Source organism: Capnocytophaga sp. oral taxon 336 str. F0502, from assembly GCF_000411575.1.
In the GTDB taxonomy this organism is placed as follows: Bacteria; Bacteroidota; Bacteroidia; order Flavobacteriales; family Flavobacteriaceae; genus Capnocytophaga; species Capnocytophaga ochracea.
The window spans coordinates 306483-327923 of record NZ_KE150490.1 but is presented as its reverse complement, the minus strand read 5'-3'; the positions used below and the strand labels follow the sequence as shown (position 1 = coordinate 327923).

Annotated in this window: 15 protein-coding genes; 5 read left to right on the top strand and 10 right to left on the bottom strand. The window is 39.7% G+C overall.

Features of this window, described 5'->3' with window-relative positions; all coding sequences use genetic code 11:
* Positions 1 to 337 precede the first annotated feature (337 nt).
* From alaS to rpsA, 3 genes are all read left to right on the top strand, one after another.
* Entirely contained in the window at positions 338 to 2971 is a 2634-nt protein-coding gene (alaS, locus tag HMPREF1528_RS07155; RefSeq protein WP_016479216.1) for an alanine--tRNA ligase, read from the top strand.
* Complete coding sequence (locus HMPREF1528_RS07150; RefSeq protein WP_016479215.1) at positions 2971 to 3534, top strand: ACP phosphodiesterase; 564 nt, start codon at positions 2971 to 2973, stop codon at positions 3532 to 3534. The genes alaS and HMPREF1528_RS07150 overlap by 1 nt, the downstream gene beginning before the upstream one ends.
* Positions 3535 to 3823: 289 nt before the next feature.
* Positions 3824 to 5584 carry a 30S ribosomal protein S1 gene (gene rpsA / locus HMPREF1528_RS07145; protein WP_002672939.1) on the top strand — a complete coding sequence of 587 codons (1761 nt, stop codon included), beginning with the start codon at positions 3824 to 3826 and terminating at the stop codon, positions 5582 to 5584.
* 152 nt (positions 5585 to 5736) lie between these two features.
* Here the strand turns inward: rpsA and typA are convergent, their stop codons facing one another.
* On the bottom strand, positions 5737 to 7542 hold the full coding sequence (typA, locus tag HMPREF1528_RS07140; RefSeq protein ID WP_016479214.1) for a translational GTPase TypA: 1806 nt from the start codon (positions 7540 to 7542) through the stop codon (positions 5737 to 5739).
* A 152-nt stretch (positions 7543 to 7694) separates the two neighbouring features.
* On the opposite strand from typA, the gene HMPREF1528_RS07135 reads away from it, so the two are divergent.
* Both HMPREF1528_RS07135 and HMPREF1528_RS07130 read left to right on the top strand, forming a co-directional pair.
* Positions 7695 to 8951, top strand: coding sequence for an ABC transporter permease (locus HMPREF1528_RS07135; protein ID WP_016479213.1), 1257 nt, complete (start codon positions 7695 to 7697; stop codon positions 8949 to 8951).
* A complete protein-coding gene (locus HMPREF1528_RS07130; RefSeq protein ID WP_016479212.1) occupies positions 8926 to 9375 on the top strand; it encodes an acyl-CoA thioesterase in 450 nt (149 codons plus the stop codon). The genes HMPREF1528_RS07135 and HMPREF1528_RS07130 overlap by 26 nt, the downstream gene beginning before the upstream one ends.
* 69 nt (positions 9376 to 9444) lie before the next feature.
* Here HMPREF1528_RS07130 and HMPREF1528_RS07125 read toward each other — a convergent pair whose 3' ends face one another.
* The 9 genes from HMPREF1528_RS07125 to HMPREF1528_RS07080 form a co-directional block, all read right to left on the bottom strand.
* Positions 9445 to 10059: a hypothetical protein gene (locus HMPREF1528_RS07125; protein ID WP_016479211.1), complete on the bottom strand. Its 615-nt coding sequence runs from the start codon at positions 10057 to 10059 to the stop codon at positions 9445 to 9447.
* 6 nt (positions 10060 to 10065) lie between these two features.
* On the bottom strand, positions 10066 to 11376 hold the full coding sequence (locus HMPREF1528_RS07120) for a phenylacetate--CoA ligase family protein (protein ID WP_016479210.1): 1311 nt from the start codon (positions 11374 to 11376) through the stop codon (positions 10066 to 10068).
* A gap of 80 nt (positions 11377 to 11456) precedes the next feature.
* Positions 11457 to 13460: a hypothetical protein gene (locus HMPREF1528_RS07115; RefSeq protein WP_016479209.1), complete on the bottom strand. Its 2004-nt coding sequence runs from the start codon at positions 13458 to 13460 to the stop codon at positions 11457 to 11459.
* A gap of 89 nt (positions 13461 to 13549) precedes the next feature.
* The gene (locus HMPREF1528_RS07110) at positions 13550 to 14803 is read right to left on the bottom strand and encodes an NAD(P)/FAD-dependent oxidoreductase (RefSeq protein ID WP_016479208.1); all 1254 of its coding nucleotides are present in this window, start codon (positions 14801 to 14803) and stop codon (positions 13550 to 13552) included.
* Between the two features lie 52 nt (positions 14804 to 14855).
* The gene (locus HMPREF1528_RS07105) at positions 14856 to 15212 is read right to left on the bottom strand and encodes a 4Fe-4S binding protein (RefSeq protein ID WP_002672952.1); all 357 of its coding nucleotides are present in this window, start codon (positions 15210 to 15212) and stop codon (positions 14856 to 14858) included.
* Between the two features lie 590 nt (positions 15213 to 15802).
* On the bottom strand, positions 15803 to 17152 hold the full coding sequence (creD, locus tag HMPREF1528_RS07095; RefSeq protein ID WP_016479206.1) for a cell envelope integrity protein CreD: 1350 nt from the start codon (positions 17150 to 17152) through the stop codon (positions 15803 to 15805).
* Between the two features lie 138 nt (positions 17153 to 17290).
* Positions 17291 to 17593, bottom strand: coding sequence for a winged helix-turn-helix domain-containing protein (locus tag HMPREF1528_RS07090; protein WP_009420465.1), 303 nt, complete (start codon positions 17591 to 17593; stop codon positions 17291 to 17293).
* A gap of 25 nt (positions 17594 to 17618) precedes the next feature.
* A complete protein-coding gene (locus HMPREF1528_RS07085) occupies positions 17619 to 18251 on the bottom strand; it encodes a hypothetical protein (protein WP_016479204.1) in 633 nt (210 codons plus the stop codon).
* A 180-nt stretch (positions 18252 to 18431) separates the two neighbouring features.
* Positions 18432 to 21359, bottom strand: a complete 2928-nt coding sequence (locus tag HMPREF1528_RS07080) for a M16 family metallopeptidase (RefSeq protein ID WP_016479203.1) — start codon at positions 21357 to 21359, stop codon at positions 18432 to 18434.
* Between the last annotated feature and the right edge of the window lie 82 nt (positions 21360 to 21441).

Genomic DNA, 21441 nt, shown 5'->3' with positions numbered 1-21441 from the left:
TTAATGATTAATGGTTAATGATTAATGGTTAATGGTGAATAGTGAAATTGGGAGAGAGGTATACAAAGCTTATAAAATAATTAAAGAATGAGTGGCTTTTCAGTGGCTCTACAGTGGGTCTACAATGAAGACTGACCAAAGATTAATTGAATATTAACTGAATAGCAATTGAATTTAGAATATTACTAATATCAATCAAGGGTTGAATTAATTGATGTGAGTTTGATGTGAGAAAGGGAAATTAGCAGATTAGCAAATTTGTGAATTTGCTAATTAGTTCGTACCTTTGCGCCCTGAAAATGTTAATTATTAACTGTCAATCGTTAGTTAAAAATATATGACTTCGCAAGAAATAAGAGAACAATTCCTAAAATTCTTTGAAAGCAAAGGGCACACTATTGTTCCCTCGGCTCCTATGGTGGTTAAAAACGACCCTACCCTGATGTTTACCAACGCTGGTATGAACCAATTTAAAGAGTTCTTCCTTGGTAATGCTAAACCTAAATACAAACGCGTAGCCGATACTCAAAAGTGTTTGCGCGTATCGGGGAAGCACAACGATTTGGAAGAGGTAGGTCGCGACACGTATCACCACACGATGTTTGAGATGCTTGGCAACTGGTCGTTTGGCGATTACTTCAAAAAAGAAGCCATTAGCTGGGCGTGGGAATTGCTCACCGAAATATACAAAATTCCCAAAGAAAACCTCTATGTAACCGTTTTTGAAGGCAGTGAAGAAGACGGCGTGCCTTTTGACCAAGAAGCCTATGATATATGGAAAGAACGGATTGCTGAAAACCATATACTTCTCGGAAATAAAAAAGATAACTTTTGGGAAATGGGTGACCAAGGTCCTTGTGGTCCTTGTACCGAAATTCACGTGGACATTCGTTCGGAAGAAGAGAAAGCGAAAGTGCCAGGTCGCGACCTTGTGAATAACGACCACCCTCAGGTAATTGAGATTTGGAACAATGTGTTTATGGAGTTCAACCGCAAAGCCGACGGTAGTCTCGAAAAACTACCTTCTCGCAACGTGGATACAGGTATGGGTTTTGAACGCCTCTGTATGGTATTGCAGAAGAAACAATCAAATTACGATACCGATGTGTTTACCCCACTCATTCACAAAGTGGAAGAGATTACCCAAAGTAGATATACCTCAGGCGACCGTGTAACTCCTGAACAAGAACAAGTAAATATTGCGATTCGTGTGATTTCAGACCATATTAGGGCTGTGGCTTTTGCTATTAGCGACGGTCAGTTGCCCTCTAACAATGGTGCTGGTTATGTGATACGCCGTATTTTGCGTCGTGCTATTCGCTATGGTTTTACTTTCTTAAACCAAAAAGAGCCGTTTATCTACAAATTAGTAGAGACACTCTCTAACCAAATGGGAGGTACTTTCCCCGAATTGGAGAAACAGCAATTCCTGATTATGAGCGTCATAAAAGAAGAAGAAGCCTCTTTCTTGCGCACGCTTGAACAGGGTTTATTGATGCTAGACGTAATGATACAAAACAGTCCTGGCAAGCAACTATCGGGCGGTAAAGCCTTTGAATTATACGACACTTACGGCTTCCCCAAAGATTTGACAGCACTCATTCTCTCGGAGAAAGGGCTCACTATGGACGAAGCCAGTTTTGAAGAACAATTACAAAAACAAAAAGAGCGTTCACGTGCAGCAGCTCAAATAAAAGCTGACGACTGGGTAATACTCCGCGACGACGATGAAGAGGAGTTTATAGGCTATGATACCTTAGAGGCTGTGGTGCGATTGGTGAAATACCGCAGAGTGGAAAGTCAGAAAGACGATACTCATTTTCAGCTGGTATTCAACACTACTCCTTTTTATCCGGAAGGAGGTGGACAAGTGGGTGATAAAGGTACTCTCCAAAGTGCTAACGGTGAGCTTATCTATATTTTAGATACCAAGAAAGAAAATAACCTTATCATTCACATTTCAGAACACCTGCCTACTAATTTAAACGACCCTTTCAAAGCAGAAGTACATTCAATATCACGTGAAATGGCAGAAGCTAACCACAGTGCTACCCACCTATTACACCAAGCTCTACGCGAAGTGTTGGGTACACACGTTGAACAGAAGGGCTCTCGTGTAGCTCCTGAAACTTTGCGTTTCGACTTCTCACACTTTGCTAAACTTACTGAGGAAGAGCTCAAAAAGGTAGAGCAATTGGTAAACAAACGCATTTTTGAGAAAATTCCTTTGCAAGAGCATCGTAATATTCCTATGCAACAAGCAGTGGAATCAGGAGCTATGGCACTCTTTGGTGAAAAGTACGGCGACCGTGTGCGTATGATTCAGTTTGGTGATAGCAAAGAGCTTTGTGGGGGAACTCACGTAAAGAACACAGGCGATATTTGGTATTTCAAAATCATCTCAGAAGGTGCTGTAGCAGCAGGTATTCGCCGTATTGAAGCGATTACCCGTGGAGGAGCTATGATGTATTTTACAGAGCAAGAACAGCTGGTAGAACAAATAAAAGAGACGCTGAAAAACGCGCAAGACCCTGTAAAAGCGATTAGGCACTTGCAAGAAGAAAATGCAGCTTTACACAAAGAACTTGAACAGTTGAGAAAAGAACAAGCTAAACAACTTAAAACAAGCATCAAAGCTGAATTTACAGAAGTAAATGGTGTTCAGTGTCTCGTAAAACAAGTAGATGCAGAAGTGGCAACTCTCAAAGACCTTGCTTTCGAGTTAGGTAATGAGGTAAAAAATGCTTTTGTATTCTTTGCATCAGCTCACGAAGAAGGCAAAGCACTCTTGTTATGCTATATCAATAAAGAATTGGCACAAGCCAAAGGATTAGATGCTGGTAAGATAGTACGAGAACTGGGCAAATACATTCACGGAGGAGGTGGCGGACAGCCATTCTTTGCAACCGCAGGAGGTAAAAACCCTGGTGGTATTACCGAAGCACTTTCTAAGGTAAAAGATTATTTATAATGAACTTTTTGGCTCATATTTATCTTTCAGGCGAAGGCGATGAACTGCTCACTATTGGCAACTTTATCGCCGATACCGTACGAGGCAAAGAATACTTACAATACCCCGAAGCAATGCAACGGGGTATTTTATTACATCGGAGAATAGATACTTTCACTGATGCACACGCCATTTTCCGGAAAAGTAAACACCGATTGGTGCCTACTTACAACCATTACGCAGGGGTGCTGGTAGATATTTTTTACGATTATTGTCTTGCTAAACATTGGAAAGAATATTCTGATAAATCCTTAGAACAATATGTTCAGCACTTTTACGATGCCTTAGAACGCCATCAACAATTGCTCAACAATAAAGCTCAAACTTTGAGTAAATACATCATTGCCGAACGTTGGTTAGAAAGCTATCAAACCTTTGAAGGTATCTCCTCCATATTATACCGAATGGATAGGCGTACAGGCTTTGTTTCGAAAATGCAATATGCCATAGAAGATTTAAAAAGAGATGAAAAATTATATGAAGAAGAATTTACTCAGTTCTTTAAAGAAATACAAATGATGTAATTACAAAAACTTTTCAGTAGAATTGATTGTTTCTTAGTAATATTTCTACTTAACACAATATTCATATAATTAGCTAATAAACAAACAGATACACAGTTACAAATAAAAAAACATCTTCAAAAATCATAAAATTATTTGGCTAATTCAAAGATTATTTGTAATTTTGCCATAATTTTTTAAGGGCATAGAGTATTAATTTATCATTATTGTTTCATTCTTTCCTATTAGAAATAGCCCTACTAAAATACTCTCGTTCCTAATTAGGAAATACAAATTTTATTATCAGCAAATGGCTGAAAACACTCAAAATCCAGAAGAGTTCTTACAGAACTTTGATTGGGACAAGTACCAAGAAGGTATTGACAGCGTACAAGAAGACCAATTGAAAAACTTCGAAGAATTGGTTAAAAACAATTTCGTTGACACTCAAGACAATGAAGTAGTAGAAGGAGTAGTAACTCGCATCACTGACAGAGAAGCGATTATCGACATCAACGCTAAATCAGAAGGCGTTATCTCTCTCAACGAGTTCCGCTACAACCCGAACCTTAAAGTAGGTGACAAAGTAGAAGTGCTTATCGATATCCGTGAGGATAAAAACGGTCAGTTAGTACTTTCACACCGCAAAGCACGTACGCTTAAAGCTTGGGATAGAATTAACTTGGCACACGAAAACGGCGAAATCGTAAACGGTTTTGTAAAAAGCCGTACCAAAGGCGGTATGATAGTAGATGTATTTGGCATCGAAGCATTCTTACCTGGTTCTCAAATCGATGTGAAACCTATCCGCGATTACGAACAATTCGTAAACAAAACAATGGAATTCAAGATTGTGAAAGTAAATCACGAGTTCAAAAACGTAGTGGTTTCTCACAAAGCGCTCATCGAAGCAGATATCGAAGAACAGAAGAAAGAAATCATCAGTCAACTCGAAAAAGGACAAGTACTCGAAGGTGTTGTGAAAAATATCACTTCTTACGGTGTATTTGTAGACCTTGGTGGCGTAGACGGATTGATTCACATCACCGACCTTTCTTGGGCTCGTATCAATCACCCAAGCGAAGTGGTATCGGTAGACCAAAAGCTCAATGTGGTAATCCTCGATTTCGACGACAACAAATCACGTATTCAATTAGGTTTAAAACAGCTTAGCAAACACCCTTGGGACGCTCTTGCTGATGACCTTAAAGTAGGCGATAAAGTAAAAGGTAAAGTAGTGGTAATTGCCGACTATGGTGCTTTCGTAGAAATCGCTGATGGTGTAGAAGGTCTTATCCACGTTTCTGAAATGTCTTGGAGTACTCACTTGCGTTCTGCTCAAGATTTCGTAAAACTCGGCGACGAGGTAGAAGCTGTTATCTTGACTCTCGACCGCAACGAGCGCAAAATGTCTTTGGGTATTAAACAACTTACCCCAGACCCTTGGATTAACATCACTGAAAAATATCCAGTAGGTTCTAAACATACAGGTACTGTTCGCAATTTCACTAATTTCGGTGTATTCGTAGAACTCGAAGAAGGTATCGATGGTCTTATTCACATCACCGACCTTTCTTGGACTAAGAAAATTAAACACCCATCAGAATTTGTAAACTCTGGTGATAAGATTGAAGTAGTAGTACTTGAATTAGATGCCGAAGGACACAAATTGTCATTAGGACATAAGCAAACCACTCCTAACCCTTGGGACAAATACGAAACTGAATTTGCGGTAGGTACAGTTCACAAAGGTACTATTTCTAAAATGGTAGATAAAGGTGCTACTGTTCCTTTCAACGACGACATCTTAGCGTTTGTTCCTTCACGTCACTTAGAAAAAGAAGACGGAAAGAAATTAGGCAAAGGAGACACTGCTGATTTCAAAGTGATTGAATTTAACAAAGAATTTAAACGTGTAGTAGCTTCTCACACTGCTATCTTCAAAGAAGAAGAAGAGAAAATAGCTAAAGAAGCTGCTGTAAATACCAGCTCATCTACAGTCGAAAAATCAACACTTGGTGATCTTGAAGCATTACAAGAGTTGAAAGACAAGATGGAAAAAGAGAAGTAATTTAGTTTTTTTCATAATTTTTTGTTTTAATGAGGAAAAGTCGTTGCTGGGAAGTGACGACTTTTTTTATTATTCATCATATACCTATTATTCATAAAAGAAAGCCTCAGTGTATAAAAACACTGAGGCTTTCTTTTATTAAATATTGGAGATTACTTAAACTCCTTTTCGTGGCGTTTGCGTTCATTCTCATCTAAGTAGATTTTACGTAAGCGCATATTTTTAGGAGTTACTTCTACATACTCATCTTTTTGGATATATTCCAAGGCTTCTTCTAAAGAAAACTTAATAGGCGGTGCCAATTTTACTTTTTCATCAGAGCCCGCAGCACGTACGTTAGTAAGTTTTTTAGTCTTCGTTACATTTACTACGATATCTCCACTACGAGAGTTTTCACCGATTACTTGTCCTGTATAAATATCTTCACCAGGGAAGATGAAGAATTTGCCTCGGTCTTGCAATTTGTCGAGAGAATAAGGAATAGCAGTACCTTGTTCCATAGAAATAAGCGAACCATTAATACGTCCTGCTATTTCACCTTTAAAAGGTTTGAACTCCAAGAAACGGTGGTGGATAATAGCTTCACCAGCAGTAGCTGTAAGCAATTGATTTCGCAACCCTATAATACCGCGAGACGGAATGATAAACTTAATAATCATACGTTCACCTTTAGGTTCCATACTTAGCATTTCGCCCTTGCGAAGGGTAACTAAATCGACTGCTTTACCACTTACATTCTCAGGCAAATCAATAGTAAGTTCTTCTATAGGTTCGCATTTTACGCCGTCAATCTCTTTGATGATAACTTGTGGCTGACCAATTTGCAATTCATAACCTTCACGACGCATTGTTTCAATGAGTACAGAGAGGTGCAATACCCCACGACCATAAACGATAAACTTATCAGCACTATCAGTAGGTTCTACGCGCAAAGCAAGGTTTTTCTCTAATTCGCGTTCTAAACGCTCTTTGATATGGCGAGAGGTTACAAACTTACCATCTTTACCAAAAAAAGGAGAATCGTTGATAGTGAAGAGCATACTCATAGTAGGTTCATCGATAGCGATAGTAGGGAGCGCTTCTGGGTTTTCGTAATCGGCGATAGTATCACCAATTTCAAAGCCTTCTAAGCCTGCAATCGCACAAATGTCGCCTGCTTGTACTTCTTCTACTTTCTTACGACCTAAACCATCAAAAATGTGTAGCTCTTTAATTTTAGATTTTACAATAGTTCCGTCGCGTTTCATCAGTGAAATATTCATACCCGATTTTAGGGTGCCACGGTGTAAGCGACCAATAGCAATACGTCCTGTAAAGGTAGAATAATCTAATGAAGTAATGAGCATTTGTAAGCTACCCTCTTCAATTTGAGGAGCCGGAATATGCTCTACCACCATATCGAGTAGGGGTGCAATACTATCGGTTTTCTTATGCCAATCTTCTGACATCCAATTTTGTTTAGCTGAACCATATACGGTAGGAAAATCGAGTTGCCAATCTTCAGCACCGAGTTCAAACATCAGGTCGAATACAGCTTCGTGTACCTCATCAGGAGTACAGTTTTCTTTATCAACTTTGTTGATTACCACAATGGGTTTCAACTTCATCTCTATAGCCTTTTGGAGTACAAAGCGTGTTTGAGGCATAGGCCCTTCAAAAGCATCAACAAGTAAGAGCACGCCATCAGCCATATTGAGTACACGTTCCACCTCCCCACCAAAGTCGGCGTGGCCAGGTGTATCAATAATGTTTATTTTGATGTCTTTATAAACTACTGAAACATTTTTAGAGAGGATAGTAATTCCTCGTTCGCGTTCGAGGTCGTTATTATCTAATATCAGTTCGCCTGAATCTTGATTTTCGCGGAAGAGAGCGCAGTGGTGTAAAATCTTGTCTACTAAGGTAGTTTTGCCGTGGTCTACGTGGGCAATAATAGCTATATTTCTAATAGCGGTCATAGATATAATTTGTGTTTTAAAAATTTGAGGGTGCAAAAGTACAAAGTAATTAGCAATTTAGCAAATTCGTAAATTGACAGTTATTGCCTTTTCTAATATTATTAGAATGATTTAGTTTTTATTTACTATCTTTGCCCCCTATTCAAACCATTATGTTTCAATCTATAAAAAAAGAAGCCTTATTGCTGTTGCGCGATGTGGGGGCACTTATCATTCTCTTTGCAATGCCATTGCTATTGGTGGTAACCATTACGCTTTTGCAGGACGGGGCTTTTAAGAATATCAGTGAGCAGAAAACAGCCGTTCTGTTAGTGGATAACGATGGCGGTGAAATTGCCAAAAACATCAGTAAGAGCTTAGAAGGAAGTGCTTTCGAAATGGTGAAAACGCTGGACGACAAACCTATTAGCGAAGCTATGGCGCGTGAACAAGTGCTGAAAGGCAACTACCTACTGGCTATTGTAATCCCTGCTGAACTCTCCTCTAGCTTGCAAACTAAAGTGCAACAGAATGTTGAGACGATTATCAGCACTTTTGCAGGCGAGACCGTAACGCCTACTGAAACGGCTTATACTACCAAAGAAATACGCCTTTATTTTGACCCTACTTTGCAGACTTCGTTTAAGGAGAGTGTGAAGAGTGGTATTGACAAATTGCTATACCAAATAGAAAATCAGTTTATTTATAAAGCTTTTGAGAGTCAGTTAGAGGAAGGGGTGAGTTTACCAAAAACTGAAGCATTAGTGAGTTTTAGAGAAATCAATCCTAATACAGCTACTGTTGCTATCCCCAACGCTACCCAACACAACGTCCCCGCGTGGGCTCTCTTTGCTATCTTCTTCATTACCATACCACTATCGGCGAGTATTGTCAAGGAAAAAACACAAGGCACAGGACTCCGACTCTTCACGAGTCCCCTACCCTACTGGGCATTACTCACCGCTAAAATCATTGTTTTTCTGATGATTAGCTTACTACAATTCGCTTTGATGGTAGTAATGGGCGTATTTGTATTTCCTTACTTAGGCTTACCGATGTTAGAAGTGGGAGGTAAACTTTTACCCTTGTTATTAGTCGCCATAGTGTCAGGGCTTTCGGCAATAGGATTGGGGGTGCTCTTAGGGACTTTAGCAAAAACCCAAGAACAATCAGCGCCCTTGGGAGCTACCCTCACGGTGCTTTTTGCAGCCATTGGGGGCGTATGGATACCTACCTTTGCAATGCCCCACATTATGCAATTACTTTCTAATATTTCCCCTATGAACTGGGGATTACAAGCCTTCTACGATGTATTACTAAGAGGAGGTTCTGCGAGTAGTTTGTTACCTAAAATAGGAGCTTTACTGCTCTTTTTCATCAGTTGTATACTTATCTCTATTTATTATGACAAAGCCAAAAGAAACGTATAAACCTGCGAATTTATCTGAGAGTCTTATTATTACGGTACGCTTTAGCGAAACCGACCCACTTGGTATTGTATGGCACGGCAACTACATCAAATATTTTGAAGACGGACGTGAGGCGTTTGGGAGAAAGTACGGTATTTCTTACCTTGATGTAGAGCGCGAAGGCTATGCAACTCCTATTGTGAAGAGTGTATGTGAACACAAGAAGATGGTGCGTTATGGCGAACGCTTGCGCATTGATACTCACTATATCCCTACCAATGTAGCGAAACTCATCTTTCAGTATTTTATCTACAATGAAGCCAATGAGTTGGTTTGCACGGGAGAAACTGTACAGGTATTTACTTCTCTAAAAGATAATAGCTTATCGCTGTATAAACCTAAGTTTTTTGAAGAATGGGAGAAACAAATAACAAGTAACAGGTAACAATACACTTTGTCAAAGTCTCTAAGACTTTGACAAAGTGTATTGAGGTTAAAAGTGTTGTAATTATTATTATTTTTTAAGGCGTTTGATGATGAGCTTTCCAAAGGATTTAGCGGTTTTCTCAAAGCCTTCTCCTATACGCAACTCATTACTGTAATTATGTCCTATTTGGTCGCCTGGGGCTTCGATAGAGCGTATTTGGTATAGTACATTTTCTCTGTTATTTGTTTCTACAAAACTGAGTACAGTAGTTACTTTGGCTTTTTGTTTCATTACCCAAGCATCCCAACCTGGATATATCCATTGGGCATCTACAATAAGGGTATAGGCTGCTTGAGGAGCATCTTTTTGAAATGCAATTCCTTTAGATTCAGTAACTGTACGTCTCATCAAATCTAAAAATTTAGGCTCCCAAAAGGTTTCTCTCGCTCCTTCCCATTTCTTCAGCCAATTATCTCCCTCATCTTTATTTCTGTTATTAAGAAACTCACGACGTTCATCTACGTATTCTTTTTCGGTAACATTGTCTTTCATTAGTCGCAAATTATCGTATTTGAACTCTACATTCACGACTTTTTGATCTTTTAGAAAAGATAAATTACCTCTTTCTTCTTGAAAATCTTGCGCTGTTACAGCTAAGGTAACGCACAAAAATAAGACAGCTAATAGATTTTTTGTCTTCATATATAATTAATTTAATGGTTTGCGTTTGTCTACAAATTTCATCGGTTTGCGACTGCCCAACGGATAGAGCTGCTGCTCAATGAGGGCTATGTTGCAGAACTCAATCTTAGGTACTACCCTGAGTTTAGCACGGAAGTGATGACTTATTTGCTCGCGAAGAGCTTCAGTAGGGTTTTTTGTCCCTATTTTGATGAGAATTTCATCGGTGAGGATATCATTGGTATTGATTTCTATAATGTAATTCTCTATGGCTTCAAACCCCGTAAGCAAATCCATTAGGGCTGGCGGGTAGAGGGTCGTTCCTTTGTATTTAATCATCTGCTGTTTGCGACCCAGTACAGGACTCACTCGTGCCGTATGTCGCCCACACTTACAAGGGGTACTGTGCATCGCTACTATATCACCTGTGCGAAAACGCAACAATGGCATACCTTCCACTCCCAAAGTAGTGATAGTGAGCTCGCCACTCTCACCATCGGGTACGGGGTGTCCTTCGTCGTCTAATACCTCAGTAATGATGAGCTCAGGGTGGTGATGCCCTCCGTGTTGGTACTCACACTCGGTGAAAGTAGTGCTCATCTCGGTAGAAGCATAAGTGGAGTAAAGTTGCAATCCTTGCCATTTTTCGGTAATCTTTTTTGCTAAGAGCGTAGGGCTAAAATCCTGATTGCGCAATGCCTCACCTATACATACCACTCCTTTTACGGAAGAAGCGCGATAATCGATACCATTCTTTTCGGCATATTCTATCATTTTCAGCACAAAGGAAGGCACTGCAATAAGGTATTTAGGTTCGTACAATCGGATAGAATCCCATTGCAATTCGGGTATTCCTGCCCCTACCCTAATGATGCTTGCCCCCATTTTGCGTATGCCTAAGAAATAAGCCAAGCCTGCCATAAAACGGCGGTCGATAGTAGTCATTAGTTGGACTACATCACCTTTTTGAATGCCTGCACAAGCCAATGAGATAGCTTCGTTGTATGCCAAACGGTCTAAATCCTTATCGGTGAGACCGAAAGTAACAGGCGTTCCCATAGTGCCTGAGGTTGAAGCATAGTCTACAATAGCAGTTTTAGGCACGCAGAGAAAAGCGTCGTTCTCACGTTGCAAATCGTCTTTATGAGTAGTGGGTATTTTTTGTAAATCGGCAAGGGTGCGGATATCCTCTATACGGATATGGTGCTTGCGGAAGAGATTTTGATAAAAAACCGATTTTTCATTGAGATATTGCAATAGCTCTCGCAGTTTTTCTTCTTGAAAAGCGATAATCTCGGCTTCCGATTGGGTTTCTATGGTTGGAATAAGTGCACTCATTATTTTTGTTAATAAAACTTTGCCAAAGGTTCTAATGCCCGTGTGGCTCACACCTTTGGCAAAGTTGTATGTAAATTTCTTTATTTAAAAAGTCGTTTTAAGGAATTTAAGAATCCTTTTTCTACCACATCGATACCGATACCGAAGTTGCTATCAGCCATAGTGTGATAATCTTCGCGAATAGGCTCCAATTTATCTAATGGTAACTCAATATTCGTGAGCGGATTGTACTCTACAATCACCTTACCAGAGTTCTTAGTGATAAACTTTTGGGTTTTATGAGTGAAATACTCGTTTTTGATATCACACTCTTGTACGGTGTATTTTTCCTTAGTATCGATATTCTCATCGGTTTTGAGTTCTATTTCGTAACGCTCGCTATCGAAGTTATGCCAAAAGCTCGCATCGCTGTGCTGGTGTTCACGAATACTATTTTTCAACACACTACCATCGTAGTACATCAAGAAACGACGACCTTCATTGTCTATAAAATAAGGCTGTTCAATAGTTGCTTCGTACTTCACTACAAATTCATTTTCCACCTTATCGTCCTTCACTATTTGCAAGGTAGCATCTTTGAAAATCTCGCGGAAATCTTTGCCTTTGCGGTCGTTCACATAGTTGAGCGCATAAAATAAGGAGTTGTTCCAGCTGTCCAAACGTTCGTTTTTGTTGCTCGACTTAAAGTAACCGCGCATAGAGTTTGCACGATTGTAACGATAGGTAGTAAGCAGTTGTATTTTACCCGTATTGCCTTTGGCTTCTAAGGTGATGTGCTCATCTATACAAAAATTGTCGAAATGGGTAGGTTTGCGCACTTGTAACTCTTGGTCAGGCAATATCTCCATAAAGTGACAAAAAGAAATCACTGCGCGTTTCTCCAATTTACCAAACTCGTTACGAGCAGTTGCATCTACAAAGTATTCTTTACCTTCGTAGTTGATTTTCACCACTACGTGATTGAACGAAAGCAACGAAGGGAGATAGAATTGCAAGTAATAATCAGAATTGTAGTTCACCAATATCACTGAAGCCTCTACACCGAGATAGTTGAGGATAGATTTCAACAATACGCATTTCGCTTTACAATCACCTTGCTTATTTTGGTAAGTAAGTGCAGGTGCTTGCGGTTTGTGTCCATTCATCTCATCGGCGTTGTACACGTAGTAGATGTTGTTTTGCACGAACTCTATAGCGTATTGCAATTTCTCGTCGAGGGTAGCCATACTGTTGAGTTTCTCCACCAAATCGGGGGCGAAATCAGCGGGTTGAGCTTTGAACACTTCTTCGTAAAGCGGATAGATATAGTTAGAAAGTTCTTTCCAAGTACTATCAGTAGCGAAGTCTATAAAAGGGAAGATTTCGCGGTTAGGGTCTACTGGGTTGATGTAGTTTTCTTGTACTATCTCAAATGCCTCTCCTTGTGCTAAGTACTTCACCTGACTTGGGATTACGTTGCCTTGCTCGTCGCGGAAGAACACATCTTTATAAGCCACGCGTTTGTCGCGATTGTTGATGAGTTTGAAGTGGTATTTACCGTACGCCCAGTAAGTATCGGGGGTTACATATACGTATTTCATAAAGTCCCGACGCAAGAACTCTTTCTCAGTAAATACCTTTTCTTTGGTGTCTTCCAAAATAAGGATATCATCTAAGTGAAGGTCTTTGATGGAGAAGTTCAGTTTTTTAGAACTGCTGATAATACCACGACCGCTTTGTCCTTCGTTGTCCAATACTTTTATAGTAGTATCAGCTGTTTTGTCAATTAGCTGACCGTTGCGATACACACTGATGCGGTGTATACTGAAATACTCATTTTCTTCGAGTATCATATCGTACATCGAAGCACGTTCCAAGTTTTCGGGTTGGGTAAGGGTATAAGCCATCAACGTATAGTCAGAGGCACTATTATCGTCTATTTTGCTGTATTTATGTAAGAAATAGCAGTAGTCACGTCCCTCGTCGGTTTGCTCTCTAGAAAAGTCAGTCTCTACTAAAAGTTCTTCCATTTCACTATCTGAAAGGGAATTTGTCCAATCTCCCGCTTCTACAAAGCGGTACAATTCTTTTTCTTCTGTTTGCACTTTTTTAGTTTAAAGTTTAAAATTAAGAGTTATGAGAGTATTTAAGTGGTTGCAAAAGTACTACTTTTTTACCGTTCAGCCAAAAAAGTTTATGCCTCCTTCATTCCCAAACCGTTATCAATGGCATACGCCATATTTTCAATGATATGCTTGTGTTTGGTTACAAACGGATTGGTAGTATCCCACACGTAACCCGCAAGTACCGAACATATCTTCTTCTTCACCTCTTCATTTCCTGGCTGATGAAAGAAGAGCGTTTGTAAATTGCCTGTATACCATTCTCTTACATAAGAAGTAAACACGTCTATACCACGTTGCATATACTCGGCGTATTCCTTTTGCCAATCTACTTTTTCACCCGCAAGTTCGCGTTTTACCAATTTAGCCGCCAACATCCCCGATTCGGTAGCAAATGCCACTCCTGAGGAGAACACAGGATCTAAGAACTCGGTACTGTTGCCCGTGAGCACAAACCCTTCGCCAAAGAGTTTTTTCACCGAGCAAGAATAACTTTGTATCTTATTGGGCTTGAACAGAAAATCCGAATGTTCAAAGCGTGGTCGGTAGAAGTCAGAACGTTTAATTGCTTTGCGAAGCGCTTCTTCGGTATCTCCCGAAGCCGACAAAGCGTTGATATAGTGCGTAGGTCCTACAATGCCCACGCTAGTATTGCCGTTAGAGAACGGAATTACCCATAGCCATACTTCACGCTCCAATACATCAAATGAAATAAGCGTACCTTCTTCACCCGCAGGACGTACCTTATCCTCTTTGATATGAGTAAAAATAGACGAGTGGTCGTCTAACTTCGAAGGAGAATTGAGGTCTAACAAGCGAGGCAACACACGTCCATAACCACTGGCATCAATTACAAATTTAGAGGTAATTTCGCTCACCTCGCCATTAGCGTCTTTCACCGTAGTGACCTGATGGTCGGGGAAGAATTGCACATCGGTAACTTCGGTTTCAAAAGTGAGATTTACCCCTTTTCGAATGACCTCTTGTGCTAAAACATTATCGAAATCGGCACGAGGCACTTGCCACGTCCAATCCCAACCTTTGCCGTACTTCTTGCCAAAATCAAACTGACATACTTGTTCCCCGCGAATAAAACGGGCACCCCATTTTACTTCGTACTTTTGGGCTTCCAAGGCTGGCATAAAACCCGCTTCCTCAAAATGATCCATCACACGCGGAATAAGGCTCTCACCTACTACTAAGCGCGGGAATTTAGTTTTCTCTACCACGCGCACCTTCACACCGTTGTTGTGCAAATAGGCTGCTGATACACAACCCGAAGGACCTGCGCCAATTACCAATACATCTGTTACTTCTTTTTTCATAGATACTCTTTTTTAAAAGTATGGGGACAAATATACTACTTTTTTTGTAAAACTACGCTTCTTCGTCGTGAATAAAGCGTTTTTTAGCCAAAAGTTCTTCTTCTGTTTCTTGGTAGGCATCATCGGGCACACAACAATCCACAGGACATACAGCAGCACATTGGGGTTCATCGTGAAAACCAATACATTCAGTACACTTGTCCGCCACGATAAAGTAAATATCATCACTGATAGCTTTCTGGGGCTCGTCCGCATCTACTTCCAATCCGCTCGGTAATACCACACGTCCCTTTAAGGTCGTACCATCGCTATAACGCCAATCGTCAGCACCTTCATAAATAGCATTGTTAGGACATTCGGGTTCGCAAGCCCCGCAATTGATACAATCGTCAGTTATTATTATAGCCACTTGAGTTTTATGTTTTTAGTTATGAATTATCAGTTAAAAAGGGTGCAAAGATAATACTTTTATTTCTATTATTCAACAACTACCCATAATCACCTTCTACAAACTCCACTTTTTCTACTATTTTGCAAGCCTTATCCTTCATTATTTCTCCACCTTTCCTTCGTTCATTGTTCGTCTTTACGTCGCTGTAATTCCTCCTTTGGAGGAAGCCAGCGAAAGCTGGGTATGCGTAAGGAGGAGGTTTTCTTCGTCTTTTCTCTATCTGCTCGTGCGGCTCGCACCGTCTTTTGTTCGTCTTTTGTTCGTTCTTCCTTCGTCTTTTGTTCGTCTTTTGTTCGTTCATTGTTCGTTCATTATTCGTTCATTGTTCGTCTTTTGTTTATCTGCCTGTGCGGCTCGCACCGTCTTTTCTCTAACTGCCTGTCGTGCTACGACTGCCTGTGCGGCTCTCACCTGCCTGTGTGGCTCACAACGTCATTAACTTGGTATTATTGGCATTTTTGGCATTATGGTATTAAAAAAGACTGCCAGATATTCTCTAACAGTCCTTTTTACCTTTTACCTTTTACCTTTTACCTTTTATCTTTTACCTATTTACCTGAATCCGACCATTCCACCTTCCGCGACACATACATCACAATAGCCAAAATGGTAAATAAACCTATACTTCCCACTAATAAAGCATAACTTTCCAGCTGAATAATCACGTAAATAAAACCGTAGAGTGCTGCTAATGAAAGTCCTATAAAAGTAGGGAACTTCTTGTTTTTCAGTATAGAAACCGAATACAAACTGATAAGTCCTACCGTCATTACCGATGATATAAAGTAAGCAAACGAGAAACTACTGTGTTCTGTAATCGATATGAGCAAAGTATAGAACAACACCAATGCCAACCCTATCATTGAGTATTGGAAGATGTGAATCTTTATCTTGCTAATGCTTTGTATCAAGAAGAATATCAAGAAAGTGAGGAATATCACCAAATAACCGTATTTAGTAGCGCGTTCATTCTGCTGATATTGGTCTACAGGAATGATAAAATCTACATCGTAAGTGTATTGCGAAATGTTCGGTAAACTCCCAAACGATTGTTGTGCAAACGGACGGTTGATGTGCAATACCTTCCACGAAGCGTTAAACCCATTGCCGTTTATCTGTTTGGTGTAAGGCAAAAAGCTACCTGTAAAGCTAGGGTTAGCCCAGTTAGAGGTAAGGGTACTCTCGGTAGTCTTCCCTATGGGCACAATAGCTATTTTCTTACTACCGTCGTACTGCACCGTAAAACTAAACGAAGGGTTAGCCAAAAACTCCTGATAGTTGATAAAGCCTGTTTCGAGCGATGCCACCTCATTAGCCTTACTATCATTCTCATAGTAATAATCCTCGTCGTCTTTTTGCTCATAGATAGGTTCAAAAGCGTAATCCTTGCCACCTAATTGAATGCTTACTCCATTCTTAATACTCGCGAGGTTAGTAGTGCGAATGAGAATCGTAGCCTTATCCCAACTGATATCTTCGTTAGGAATTCCTTTGGCTATAAAATTAGGCGCCACATAACTACCCGTAAAGTCCATAGACGCATTAAATACTACTGATTCGTAGTTGTTGCGCTTCTTCACCTCAGTCTTTACATTCGAAGTATTTTTTAGTTCCTCGGGGAAGAAATAAGCGTACTGTGTCTCAAAAGCGTTTTTGTTCTTGTCGCTGTACACTTTGTAAGGAATTTTGAGGATAGGTCCATAGAAAAAGACCTCGCGCCCCCACTTGCTATCAATCTCATTGATAACCTCCTGCTGACGTTCTTTGCGCTCTCTCACTAAGTTTTGTACTAATAAGAGCGGAATGAGCAATACCAAAGTAAGTGCCCCAATAAGCACCAAACGAAAAGTGTTTGATTGCCATACATTAGATGTTGTTGATGGTTTTTCTGGATACATAATATTTAAATTTACAATTAATAATTCACACTAAAGCACTTTGCGTTTCAAAGTATCTCTATAAAAAAGAAAGGAGTTAATGTTTCTCCTTTACGGATTGTCCTCCTTCGCGGGTTCGGGGGCAAATCGACAAATCTGCTAATTTCCTAATTTCCCAATAATCTTCTCGAGTGCATTCAAATGTTCTTGAAACGCCTCTTTTCCCTTTTTAGTTACCTTATAACTCGTATTGGTCTTACGTCCCACAAACGATTTTTCAATAGTGATATACTCTTCAGCTTCCAAGGCACGGGTATGGCTTGCCAGATTGCCATCGGTTACCCCTAAGAGTTCCTTTAGGGTATTAAAGTCGGCACTGTCATTCACCATCAACACCGACATTATGGCTAAGCGAATGCGGTGGTCAAAAGCCTTATTGATATGTGCTAAAAAAGTCTTCAATTTTCTTTATCCGTCCCGACTTATGTCACTGTTGGTCTTTTCCTTTATTGCGTTCGTATTTAAAGTGCATTACGCCACCATAGAGAATATGGCATACTCCAAAGCCCAATGTCCAAAACAAGAGTCCGTAACCAGGAAAATATACCGCTAATAAGCCTAACACAATCTCGGTAATTCCCAAATAATGTACATCTCCAAAGGTGTATTTACTCACATTCACACACGCCAAACCGTAGAAAATAAGCGTCATTGGCGCAAGCAGTCCGTAGTACCCATTTTTGATGAGCAATACACTGAGTAGCCCACCCGTAAGTAGCGGAATAGCAAAGTTATACAAAGCCCTTTTGCCGGTAGCATTCACAAGGCTTTCTCCATTGCGCTTCGCCTTACGTGCCGAAAACAAGTAAGCCGTCACCAATGAGGCTACAAGCACCGCTAATGCAATTGCCATAATAGCCTTAAAGGTACGACTTTCTATAAGCACATAAGGATAATAGATGTAATGATGTTCCAACAACATATATACCCCTGCCGCACCTATCAGGGCATACACACCTGCCAATACCCCCGAAAGTCCGCTAAGCGAAAGAAAAAGGGTAGACTTACGCATCATCTGGCGTATCTCGTGTAGGTCGTTTAAGTATTTATTCTCTTCCATAATGAAGCACTTTGTGGCGCAAAGTAACGGATAATAATAATAACTACCAAATATTTTTATCACAAATCTTTAAAATATTTTAGATGAGTATTGTAAATGAGTGTATTATATATAAATAATCAGTGTTAAAGTCGTACGACTTTAACACTGATTATGAGAAATAAAAAATAATTTCTTATTCTAATATCCGAAGAGCTCCTCTAATGAAAGCTTCTTAAAGTCTCCTATTTTTTGGAGGTCATCTTTTGAGAGTTTCTTTTCTGAAGCTAAAATCACATAAGTATAAGGTTTTTTAGAGAGGTATTTGTCGTGGAAAGCTTTGATATCTTTCATTGTAATACCATCTACATTTTGATATACTTGCTTGCGTATATCGTCTTTAAGACCCAATTCTTGTGCGGCTAAATAGCTATAAATAATACCGTCTTGTGTAATGCGCTCGGTTTCTATTTCTTGCTTGATTTGTAGTTTAGCTAATTGGAGATTAGCAGGCAATTCAGGCATTGTATTGAGCAGTTCATTCATTGCTTCAACGGCTTCTTTAAACTTATCAGCTTGTGAACCTACATAGGCAAGCATATAATATTTATCAGCTTTCTTTCTTGGGGAAGCGTAGAAACCATAAGTGCTATATGCCAAAGCTTTACTTTCGCGAATGGTTTGGAATACCAAAGAGCCCATACCGCCACCGAAGTAGTTGTTGAACGCACTAATTACAGTACTTTCAGCTGGATTAAAAGGAACGGTATTGCGTATCCAACGAGTTTCAGCTTGTACCATTTCATAATCGGCAAAGAGCACTTGGTTCTTAGTTTGCTCTACTTGTTTAAACTCTTTTTTAGGAGCTACCTTGGCAAACTTAGCAGGCACTTTATGCAAGGTTTTTAGTTTATTAGTAAGTTCTGAAAGGGTAGCAGGTCCATAATAAATAACAGTTTGCTCTACATTGTTTAGGTTTTTGAGTTTATCTACCAACTCTTTCCCTGTAATAGCCTCAATTTCGGCATCAGAGAAGGTGTAGTTATATTTGTTTTTAGCCCCATACATTGCATAATTTGTTAAAGCTTGCATAATAGCATTTCTATTAGCTTTGGCATCTATACGCGATTTAACTACACGAGCTTTCAAGGCTTTAAGGGCTTCTTCATCTACTTTAATATTGGCAATAAAGTCTTCGTAAAGTTTCACAGCTGCTTCAAAGTTTTCTTGTAACCCTTCTATATTTACAGTAGTGTACTCGTCACTATTTGAAATTCTAAAGCTTGAAGCTATTTTATAGAATTCTTTGGTAAGCTGTTCAGCTGATTTTTTATCAGTACCCAAAAACTGACTATAATTAGCAGCTATTGCTAATTTCAAATCATTAAGAGTACCTACTTTATAACGGAAAGTAAGGCGATACAATTCATTGTCTTTGTTTTGCACGTAAAGTATTTCTGCTTTGCCTAATTTTCCTTTCTGCAAGTCTTTATTATAATCTAAGAAAACAGGCTTTACAGGAGTACTTGGCATCTCGTTCACCATTTTCACAAAAGCTGATTGTTTATCGGCATTGGTCTCAACGGGAGTAATAGCCGGTTTTTCAATCTTCTCTACATTAGGGCGAGTTCCTTTCTCTTTATACACAGCTACGTAGTTATTGCCGAGGTATTTATTGGCAAAAGCTACGATATCAGCTTTGGTGAGTTTAGAAAGGTTGTTCACATATGCTACTTGGTCTTTCCAGTCTAAGTTATCAGTAAAAGCTGACATTAGCATATTAGCGCGGTTGCCATAAGACTCAGTGCCTTGAATGGTTTGCTTTTTCAAGTTGTTGATGATAGAAGGAATAAGGTCATCATCAAAGTTACCTTTTTTGAGGTTTTCTATTTCCCCCAACATAAGGTCTTTTACTTGTTCTAACGACTGCCCTTGTAGAGGTCTTCCAGAGAGGTATAATACGCCATAGTCTATAAGCGTATAAGCAAAGGCACTTGCCCCAAGGAGTTTTTGTTTTTTTACAAGGTTCAAGTCAATAAGACCTGCTTTACCATTAGTAAGAATTTCCCCTACTAAATCGGCTAAGAGAGCATCTTTATCTTGGTTACCAGGCAAGCGGAATGCCATCGAAACGCTTTCGGCATCAGGTCCTACTACCTTCTTAATGATAGGTGCTGTAATAGGAGCTTCTTTCTCAAAAGTATATTGAGGCACTGCTTTGGGTTGCATATAGCTAAATGCCTTATCAATTTGAGCAATAACAGTATCAGGGTTGAAATCTCCTGCCAATATTACTGCCATATTGTTGGGCACATAATAAGTATGGAAGTATTTGCGAATTTCTTTCAGTGAAGGATTTTTCAAATGCTCTACTGTACCGATAGTGGTTTGCAAGCCATAATTGTGCTTTTTGAATAGCTCAGAGAAGAGAGTTTCAAACACCTCGCTATTATCGCTATCCAAAGAGCGGTTTTTCTCTTCGTATACAGCTTCCAATTCAGTATGGAAGATACGAAGTACAGGGTTGCGGAAGCGTTCAGCTTGTACAGTAATGTACTTATTGATAGCATTAGCAGGCACATCGTCAGTATACACTGTTTTTTCAAACGAAGTAAAAGCATTGGTACCTTGTGCACCCATAGCAGTCATCATCTTATCGTACTCATTGGCGATAGCATACTTACTAGCTACTCCTGAAACCGAATCTATCAGTTTATAGATAGCTTTGCGTTTAGCAGGGTCTTTGGTGTGATTGTACTCTTCGTAGAGGGCGTCGATTTTGTCGAGTTCTACTTTTTCCTTAGCCCAATCAAGTGAACCGTATTTATCAGTTCCCTTAAAGAGCAAATGCTCTAAATAATGTGCAAGCCCTGTATTAGTTGCAGGGTCGGTTTTACTACCTGCTTTCACAGCTACATAGCACTGAATGCGAGGTTCTTTATTCGTAGGACTCAAAATAACTGTAAGTCCGTTTTTCAAGGTATAAAACCTTGCATTGGTGGGGTCGTGTGTTACATATTTATAAGTGTAACCGCCTCCTTGAGCTTCTTTCCACTCATAGTTTTGAGCGGAAGCACCGAATGTTATAGCTACTGTGAAGAGCCATAAGAATAGATTCCTTTTTAACATATTTGGCGAATTAATATTTAAACTGTGCAAAAGTAGTAATTTAATGCTCAACTACAAAATACTTCTCAATATTTTTTATCTT

Bases quoted from the DNA above. Each gene is read 5' to 3' on its own strand.
- alaS (WP_016479216.1), top strand. From the start codon at position 338: ATGACTTCGCAAGAAATAAGAGAACAATTCCTAAAATTCTTTGAAAGC.
- HMPREF1528_RS07150 (WP_016479215.1), top strand. From the start codon at position 2,971: ATGAACTTTTTGGCTCATATTTATCTTTCAGGCGAAGGCGATGAACTG.
- rpsA (WP_002672939.1), top strand. From the start codon at position 3,824: ATGGCTGAAAACACTCAAAATCCAGAAGAGTTCTTACAGAACTTTGAT.
- typA (WP_016479214.1), bottom strand. From the start codon at position 7,542: ATGACCGCTATTAGAAATATAGCTATTATTGCCCACGTAGACCACGGC.
- HMPREF1528_RS07135 (WP_016479213.1), top strand. From the start codon at position 7,695: ATGTTTCAATCTATAAAAAAAGAAGCCTTATTGCTGTTGCGCGATGTG.
- HMPREF1528_RS07130 (WP_016479212.1), top strand. From the start codon at position 8,926: ATGACAAAGCCAAAAGAAACGTATAAACCTGCGAATTTATCTGAGAGT.
- HMPREF1528_RS07125 (WP_016479211.1), bottom strand. From the start codon at position 10,059: ATGAAGACAAAAAATCTATTAGCTGTCTTATTTTTGTGCGTTACCTTA.
- HMPREF1528_RS07120 (WP_016479210.1), bottom strand. From the start codon at position 11,376: ATGAGTGCACTTATTCCAACCATAGAAACCCAATCGGAAGCCGAGATT.
- HMPREF1528_RS07110 (WP_016479208.1), bottom strand. From the start codon at position 14,803: ATGAAAAAAGAAGTAACAGATGTATTGGTAATTGGCGCAGGTCCTTCG.
- creD (WP_016479206.1), bottom strand. From the start codon at position 17,152: ATGTATCCAGAAAAACCATCAACAACATCTAATGTATGGCAATCAAAC.
- HMPREF1528_RS07085 (WP_016479204.1), bottom strand. From the start codon at position 18,251: ATGGAAGAGAATAAATACTTAAACGACCTACACGAGATACGCCAGATG.
- HMPREF1528_RS07080 (WP_016479203.1), bottom strand. From the start codon at position 21,359: ATGTTAAAAAGGAATCTATTCTTATGGCTCTTCACAGTAGCTATAACA.